The sequence below is a fragment of the Pseudomonas kitaguniensis genome (assembly GCF_009296165.1).
GTDB lineage: Bacteria > Pseudomonadota > Gammaproteobacteria > Pseudomonadales > Pseudomonadaceae > Aquipseudomonas > Aquipseudomonas kitaguniensis.
In genome coordinates this window covers 1-7,774 of sequence record NZ_VUAZ01000205.1, presented here as the reverse complement: position 1 = coordinate 7,774, position 7,774 = coordinate 1, and the positions used below count along the sequence as shown (strand labels likewise).

General features: G+C 63.7%; 7 protein-coding genes. All 7 read right to left on the bottom strand.

The annotated features are described in order from the left end of the window. Window positions 1–15: 15 nt before the first annotated feature. The 7 genes from F0169_RS26350 to F0169_RS26320 all read right to left on the bottom strand — a co-directional run bounded on the left by F0169_RS26350 (window position 16) and on the right by F0169_RS26320 (window position 7,512). On the bottom strand, window positions 16–315 hold the full coding sequence (locus F0169_RS26350; protein ID WP_241678078.1) for a DUF6124 family protein: 300 nt from the start codon (window positions 313–315) through the stop codon (window positions 16–18). A gap of 354 nt (window positions 316–669) precedes the next feature. After that, entirely contained in the window at window positions 670–2,310 is a 1,641-nt protein-coding gene (locus F0169_RS26345) for a BatD family protein (RefSeq protein ID WP_152748054.1), read from the bottom strand. After that, the gene (locus F0169_RS26340; RefSeq protein ID WP_152748053.1) at window positions 2,307–4,046 is read right to left on the bottom strand and encodes a tetratricopeptide repeat protein; all 1,740 of its coding nucleotides are present in this window, start codon (window positions 4,044–4,046) and stop codon (window positions 2,307–2,309) included. Before F0169_RS26340 ends, F0169_RS26345 begins: the two co-directional genes overlap by 4 nt. After that, window positions 4,043–5,131, bottom strand: a complete 1,089-nt coding sequence (locus F0169_RS26335) for a vWA domain-containing protein (protein WP_152748052.1) — start codon at window positions 5,129–5,131, stop codon at window positions 4,043–4,045. Before F0169_RS26335 ends, F0169_RS26340 begins: the two co-directional genes overlap by 4 nt. Continuing rightward, window positions 5,124–5,618: a DUF4381 domain-containing protein gene (locus tag F0169_RS26330; RefSeq protein ID WP_058411236.1), complete on the bottom strand. Its 495-nt coding sequence runs from the start codon at window positions 5,616–5,618 to the stop codon at window positions 5,124–5,126. The genes F0169_RS26335 and F0169_RS26330 overlap by 8 nt, the downstream gene beginning before the upstream one ends. Continuing rightward, entirely contained in the window at window positions 5,615–6,547 is a 933-nt protein-coding gene (locus tag F0169_RS26325; RefSeq protein ID WP_122251710.1) for a DUF58 domain-containing protein, read from the bottom strand. The genes F0169_RS26330 and F0169_RS26325 overlap by 4 nt, the downstream gene beginning before the upstream one ends. 5 nt (window positions 6,548–6,552) lie before the next feature. Beyond that, window positions 6,553–7,512, bottom strand: a complete 960-nt coding sequence (locus tag F0169_RS26320; RefSeq protein WP_016780594.1) for an AAA family ATPase — start codon at window positions 7,510–7,512, stop codon at window positions 6,553–6,555. Between the last annotated feature and the right edge of the window lie 262 nt (window positions 7,513–7,774).

The following is a 7,774-nucleotide window of genomic DNA, read 5'->3' as shown; positions in this document are numbered from 1 at the left end:
CCGCTTCCACAGGGGTTATGCGGCGTGCAGGCAGTCGAGTGCCCGGTCTGCGAGGGTTTTGGCTTTGTCTATCAGGTGTTCGGTGGCGCCGGCGATGTGGCGTTGATCGCCGATCACACCTTGAGTGGCGCAAGCTGCGGTGGCGGCTGCGCAGCGCAACAGGTCGCAGATTTGTGCGAGGGCGTCTTCGAAGCTGAGGTCTTGATGCACGGTGAAAGACGGCGCTGAGTCGGGTTGCAGATAGTGGCTCAGAGCGCGCTCAAACATTTCGCGGTCGGGGGCAGAGCGGGGCGGATCTGGGACGATTTTGTTCATGAAGGAAGTACCTGCTCGGTTGGGCGCCATTCTTTTGCCGATCTCACACGTCAAAAAAGGTGGCAGCTATGTGCGGGGTGAGATACCGGAGAGCAGGACCCGGCCAGACCGAAGTCTGCCCGCACACAGCCGCCATAGACGGCTGTTGCGCATGTCCACTCATACACGGGATCTCACACCCGATCGCTGATATGCAGCGACGGAGCGAAGGCTAGCCAGTGAAGTGAGCAGGCGCAAGGCTGAATGATTGTCTAGGAAACTTCCTGCAAGTTAAAGAGATATGGCTTGCTGGCCTTTAACACTGCAAGTCAAATGTGGGAGGCGGCTTGCTCCCGATGTCAGGTAAATTGAGGGTTATTTCGGGTACAGCGGCGGCAAACTGGTGGTATCAGTCGCCGGGTCTTGCTCACGCTCGGCCATCGGAATCGCCTTCACCGCGCGCCATAACTCCTCACCGAGCCAGAAATGGCCGCTCTCGCTGTACAGCGCACCGTTCAGCCCATCCAGCGCATCCGACAACGGCACAAACCGCGCGGCCATCTCGGCCAGGGTGTCCGGCTGTTGCCGCGCCCAGGCGTCGAGTGCCTGGCGCGTAGCCTGCGGGTCGTTGGCTTGCGTTGCGCGCTTGAGGTCGTCGAGCAAGCTGCGCGGGCTCGGGCCGGTTTGCGCGGCGCGCTGTACCGCCGGTTGCCGGCGTGCACGCCACCACAGGCCGAAGCCCAGCAGCGTGGTGCAAGCCAAGGTCAGCGTGCTCAGTTGCCACAGCCACAGGCGTTCGTCGTCAGGTGCGGTGATAACAGTCGGCATGGCGGGCGTGTCCACCACCAGGCTTGGGTTGGTGGCGACTTGCAGGGTGCGCGCGGGCAGGCTGGTGCGCTCAAGGTGGTCTTCGTGGGTGTTCCACCACACCACTTCCACCGCCGGCAGTTCCACCGCGCCGGCGCGGGTCGGCACCAGGGCTTCGCGGTCTTCACGGCTGCTGACCAGGCCGCGGTCGCTGTTCTGGTTGCCGAGCACCGGTTGGTCCGGGTAGCGGCGCAGGCCATTGATGTCGCTGCTCGGCAGTGCCGGCAATTGCGCGCTGGACAAGCCCTCGGCCTTGACCGTGAGGCTGCGCGTCAGCGAGTCGCCGACTTGCACGTGCTCAGGCGTTGGGTTCCAACTCTCGGTCAAGCTCAGGCTGCGTGCCGGTAACCAGGGCGTGTCAGCCGGGTACAACGCGGGTTTGGGCTTGACCTCAAGCGGTAGCTGCGCCGAGCTTACGTGGATCAACTTGCCCGGCTTGGTGCCTTGCAGGGTGTTTTCCTGCGCCGGGCGCGCTTCTACCAGCGTGGCGCTGAAGGTCTGCGCCGGTATCAACAAGGCGCCGCTGTGCTGCGGGTAAATGGCGTAGCGGGTTTCGATCACGCCATGGCGAATGCTGTTGATGACTTTTTCGTAGGTGCGCGACTCGCCCAACTGTTCGACGCGTGCATCGGGAATCTGCAACGGTGTCAGGCTACTGTCGTCATACAGCGACACCGAGTGATACACGCGCACGGTCAACAGTGCCTGGGCCTGCACGTACACGCTGCTTTGGTCGAGTTTGGTCTCGACAAACACCGGGGCCAGCTCGGCGCTGGTGTTCTGGCTTGCGGTTTCAACCACTTGCAGGCTGATCGGCTGGGTTTTCAGCTCGCCCACTTGCAGCGCAGGGATCACCACGGTGCCGTTTTCCTTGGGCAGCAGGGTGATGATCCAGCGCGTGGTGGCGCGGTTATCGTCACCCAGCGTGGTGAGCTGGTTGATCTGGCGGGTACCGCTGACCTCGAACTGCGCATCCAGCGGCGACAGGTCAGGCTTGCCGAACTGCGTGACGTCGCTGGACTCGACCGTCAGTTCCACCGTTTCCCCTGAATTGACGCGGCTGCGGTCGACGCTGGCGACCAGGTTCGCCGCCTGGGCGTGGCCTGCCGTCAGCGCGAGCAAGAGCAGAAGGGTGGTGCGGCGGCTCATCGAGTCTTGTCCTGATGTTGTTGCTGTTCGTACCAGAATTTTCGGCGCAGCAGTTCGCCGGGGTTGTCCGGGATCTCCCGCAGCCATTGCTCCAGCGCCTGGCGACGTTCGCCGTCAATGCTTGCATCCGCCGGGCGCAGCGGCGGGGTGGTGGTGTGTTCATCGCCCAACTCGCTGCCCGGTACTTCGTTGCCGCCGGCTTTGGGCGTGGCGCCGGTTTGGGTGTCGCCGGTGCTGGTTTCGCCTTGGCCTTGGGGCGATTGCTCGGCACCTGTGGCACTTTGCCCTGTATCGCCCGGTTGCGCAGTTTGGCCGGGTTGGGTGGTTTCGTCATCCTCGTTTTTTGCAGGCTTGGCGGCGGCGGTCCGGGCTTTTTGCTGCATCAGGCTTTCCACCAGGGCTTTGTTTTTCAGCGCCGGTTGCAGGTCAGGCTGGGCTTCCAGGGCCTGTTCGTAGGCGTCGATGGCCGCTTCCAGTTCGCCGGACCTGGCCAGTGCATTGCCGCGATTGTAGTGGGAATAGGCGTCATCACTTTGGGCGAAACGCTTGATCGCCTCGGCATAGTTGCCCGCCTCAAAGAGTGCAACGCCTTGCCATTGCGGGTCTTCAAAACGCTCGGCGGCTTGTGCCGGGCGCTTGTGTTTGAGCAAGTATTGGCCTTGCTGGTCGGGGCGCAGCCACAGGTCCTGCAATTCAAACGCGTAACTCGGTTGCGGGGCGCCCAACAACAGCAACGGCAGGCAGAACAGCCAACCGCGGCGCCCGGCACACGCGACGAGCAACAACAACGGCAGCAGCAACCAGTAACCCTGGTCGGCCCATGTGTCGAGGTGCAGCAGTTGGCCGTCGTTGCGCAGGTTTTGCGGGCCATCGAGCAGGTTGAGCTGGCGCAAGTCTTTGTCGTCCAAGCGCGCGGCACGGTAACGCCCGCCCATTTCGTTGGCGAAGGCCTTGAGCGTCGGGCTGTCGAGGCGTGGCACCAGGATCGCGCCCTGGTCGTCCTTGAGGAACTCGCCGCTCTCTTGGGTGACGGGCGTGCCTTCGCGGCTGCCAATGCCGAGTATCGACAAGCTCGGCGCTTGGGCACCTTGCAGCAGCAGACGGATGCCTTGGCGTTCCTGCTTCGACAGCGAGGAGCCCACCAACAGCAGGCGCCCTTGGCCAAGGCCTGCTTGCTTGAGCAGGCTCATCGCCTTCACCACCGCCAGGTCGGCGCGATGGCCGGGCTCGGGCATGATCGAGGGGCGCAGGGCTTCCAGCAGGTTGCGACTGGTTGCCAAGTCGTCCGACAGCGGCACCAGCGTGTGCGCGCTGCCGGCATACACGACAATCGCGGTCGGCGCATCGGCGCGTGCTTGCAGCAAGTCATAGAGCTTGCGCCGCGCTTGCTCCAGGCGATTGGGCGGGCTGTCGGTGGCGAGCATTTCCGGGGTTAACTCGAGCAAAACCACCACCGGGTCGGCTGGTTTTTGGCTGGACTGCTCAACCCTTTGCCAACTAGGCCCGAGCAAGGCCAGCACCGCCAGCAGCCAGGCGATACCGAGCAGCACCCACGGCGATTTGCTCTCGCGCCCACTGCCGCCACTGAGCAGCACCGCATGAAACGCCGGCGGCAGAATCATCTGCCAACGCCCGGCGCGCTTTTGCCGGTGCCACAGTTGCCAGAGCAGCCAGCCCAGCAACGGCAACAGCAACAGCCACCAGGGGCGGAACCAATGCGGCCATAAGTCGATCATCGGCGCCTCCGCAGACGCAGGCGTTTCAAGCGTTGGCGCCATTGCGGGCGCTGTTGCAGGAAAATGCCCCGGGTCGAGAGTGTGTTGAAGGCGCGTTGCAGGGCGTTATTCGGCCAGCGTTCCTGCACCACCAGCAACATGCTCAGGATCAACGCCAGCGCCAACGGCGCGCTGTACAGCGCCTGTGCCGGGCGGGCCTGAGTGGGCTGTTGCGCTACCGGCTCAAGCAGGTCGAGCGTTTGCTTGATAGTGCTTAACTCTTCGCCGTCGCGCGCACGGAAATAGCGGCCGCCCGTGGCCTCGGCGATGGCCCTGAGCGCGGGTTCGTCCAGGTCCAGGCTCGGGTTGACGCCGAGGATACCCAGCGAGCCGGTTTGCTCGGGGTCGGCGCCGATGCCGATCGGGTAAATTTTGACGCCTTCTTCCGCGGCCAGGCGTGCGGCGGTCAGCGGGTCGATTTGGCCTGCATTGTTGGCACCGTCGGTGACCAGAATCAGCACGCGGCTTTGCGCCGGGCGCTGGCGCAGGCGTTTCAAGGCCAGGCCAATCGCGTCGCCGATGGCGGTATTTTTGCCGGCAATGCCGATGCGCGCTTCATCCAGCCAGGTGCGCACGGTGCGCCGGTCGAAGGTCAACGGCGCTTGCAGGTACGCCTGGCTGCCGAACAGGATCAGGCCGACGCGGTCGCCTTCGCGGCTTTCAAGAAAATCCCCGAGCAAATGCTGCACCAGGCTCAGACGGCTGACGTCGTCGTTTTGCCAGCGCATGTCGGGGAAGTCCATGGAGCCGGACACGTCCACCGCCACCAGCAAATCGCGGCCACTGGCGGCAATCGGCAACGGCTCGCCGAGCCATTCCGGGCGTGCGGCGGCGGTTAACAGCAGCAGCCACAGCACCACGAACGGCGCTTGCTGGCGCCAGCCCGGCAGGTTGACGCGTGCGCGGCGGCGCGCCAGGCCTTCGAGGTCGGCCAGGTAGCTGACCTTTAATGCAGGCTCGCCACTGTCGGCCACCGGCAAGATAAGCCGCATTAACCAGGGCAATGGCAACAGGGCGAAGATCCACGGCCAGGCGAACTCAAACATGCTTGCGAATCCAGGTGTCGACAGCTTGCGTCAGGCCGGCGATGGCTTTGTCATCGAGTTTGCATTCCGGTTTGTAGGCGCCTTCGACCAGCACCATCCAGCGCGTCAAACCGGCAGCGGGGCAGCGGTTGTCGAGAAACGCCAGCCATTTGCGGCCGTTCAGTGTGTGGCTCTGGCTGTAGGGGTAGTCATTGCGGCACAAGCGTTTGAGCAGGCCATTGAGCTGTTGCAGCCAGGCGCCGGCAGGGGCGCCGTCGTAGGGTTTGGGCATCAGCGCCAGTTCGGCCAGGGCGGCGATGCGCAGCGGGTCCAGCGGTTGTTCGGCGCGGGCCAGCGGGCGCCGCGTGGGCAGAAAACGGCGCAACCACCACAGCCCCCAGCCGAGCAGCGGAATCACCAGCAGCAACAGCCACCACCCCGGCGCAGGCGGCCAGAAACCGATAGCCGGCGGGGCGATCAGGGGTTGCAGTTGCTCAAGGCCGCTCATTGTTTTTTAACCGGGCGTTGCGGGTTGAGGTAGTGGCGCAGTTGCTCGACCATTTCGCTCTGGGTGCTCAAGGGCATCAGCAGTATGCGCAGTTTCTGTGCCAGCAGTTCCCAGCGGGCGATGCGTGCTTCGGCCTGAGCTTTGTAGGCTTGGCGCAAATCGAAGTTCAGCGTATCCAGCTCCAACTGCGCACCGCGTTCGGCAAACCGCAGCAAGCCGGCGGCGGGCAGGGCATGGTCCAGCGGGTCGGAAATCGGCAGCAACAACAGGTCGCAATGGCGTGACAACAGGCTCAGCTGTTGCTCGGCACCTTCGGTCAGCGCGCGTTCATCACAGATCACAATCACCAGGCTGCCCGGGCGCAGCACTTCGCGGCCACGGCGCAGCGCCATGCCCAAGGCGTCGGCTTCCGGGCGGCGCTCGGTGTTCAGGCTCTGGTTGACGCGCACCAGCCGGTTAAGCAATTGCAGCAGGCTTTGCTTGCTGCGCCGAGGCTTGATTTCGTAGTGCTCGCTGTCGCCAAACACCAGCCCGCCGACGCGGTCGTTGTGCCCCAGCGCGGCCCAGCCGATCAAGCTGGCGGCCTGCGCTGCGAGCACCGACTTGAACATCTGGCCGGAGCCGAAAAACAGCCGGCAGCTTTGCTCAACCATGATGAAAATCGGCCGCTCGCGTTCTTCATGGAACAGCTTGGTGTGCGGCTCTTGCGTACGCGCGGTGACGCGCCAGTCGATGGTGCGCACATCGTCGCCGGCCTGGTACACGCGCACCTGGTCGAAATCGACGCCGCGCCCGCGCAGCTTGGAGTGGTGCAGGCCAATCAACGGGCTGCGCTGGCTCGGCGTCGAAAACAGCTGCACCTCGCGCACGCGGTGGCGCATCTCAATCAGTTCGCTGAGCGTGACGCGTATTCCATCGCTGGCATTCATGGGGTTCAAGCGACGGCAACGACGTCGAGAATGCGCTGCACCACGCGGTCCTGGTCAATACCGGCCGCTTCGGCTTCGAACGACAGAATGATGCGATGGCGCAGCACGTCGAACAGCACCGCCTGAATGTCTTCGGGGCTCACAAAGTCACGCCCGGCAAGCCAGGCATGCGCGCGCGCGCAGCGGTCGAGGGCGATGGAGCCGCGCGGGCTGGCGCCGTAGGCGATCCACTCGGCCATTTCCGGGTCGAACTTGCCGGGGGTGCGCGTGGCCATCACCAGTTGCACCAGGTATTCCTCCACCGCATCGGCCATGTACAGGCCGAGGATTTCCTTGCGCGCGGCGAAAATCGCTTGCTGGCTGACGCGGCGCTCGGGCTTGGTTTCACCGTTGAGCGCTTCGCCACGCGCCTGTTGCAGAATGCGCCGTTCGACGGCAGCGTCCGGGAAGCCGATTTTGACGTGCATCAGGAAACGGTCGAGCTGCGCTTCGGGCAGCGGGTACGTGCCTTCTTGCTCGATGGGGTTTTGCGTGGCCATCACCAAAAACAGCGGTGACAGCTCGTAGGTGCTGCGCCCCACGCTGACCTGGCGCTCGGCCATGGCCTCAAGCAACGCCGACTGCACCTTGGCCGGGGCGCGGTTGATTTCATCCGCCAGCACCAGGTTGTGGAAGATCGGGCCTTGTTGAAACACGAAGCTGCCGGTTTCCGGGCGATAGATTTCAGTGCCGGTGATGTCGGCGGGCAACAGGTCGGGGGTGAACTGGATACGATGGAACTGCGCTTCAATGCCTTCGGCCAACTCTTTGATGGCCTTGGTTTTGGCCAGGCCCGGTGCACCCTCTACCAACATATGGCCGTCGGCGAGCAGCGCGATCAGCAGGCGATCGATGAGTTTTTCCTGGCCGAGAATCTGCGTAGAAAGAAAAGTTCGCAGCGCGAGCAGCGCTTCACGATGTTCCATCGATGACGGTTCCTGGAGGGGTGAGCCGTGGTGTCGAACAACCGACGCCAGACCTGGGGGGCCTACTTTAATGCATCGCGGGGGGTGGCGACTAACCGCGCGGGGGGTATTTTTAGGAAAACTTGTAGGAATTTTGTGTATATCGCACAAATCCCTGTGCAAGCGTGCTGTGTGGATGCCCCAGGCCGAACGCAGTCAACTGTGGGAGCGGGCTTGCTCGCGATGGCGGTGTGTCAGTCGAAGAATACGTATCTGACACACC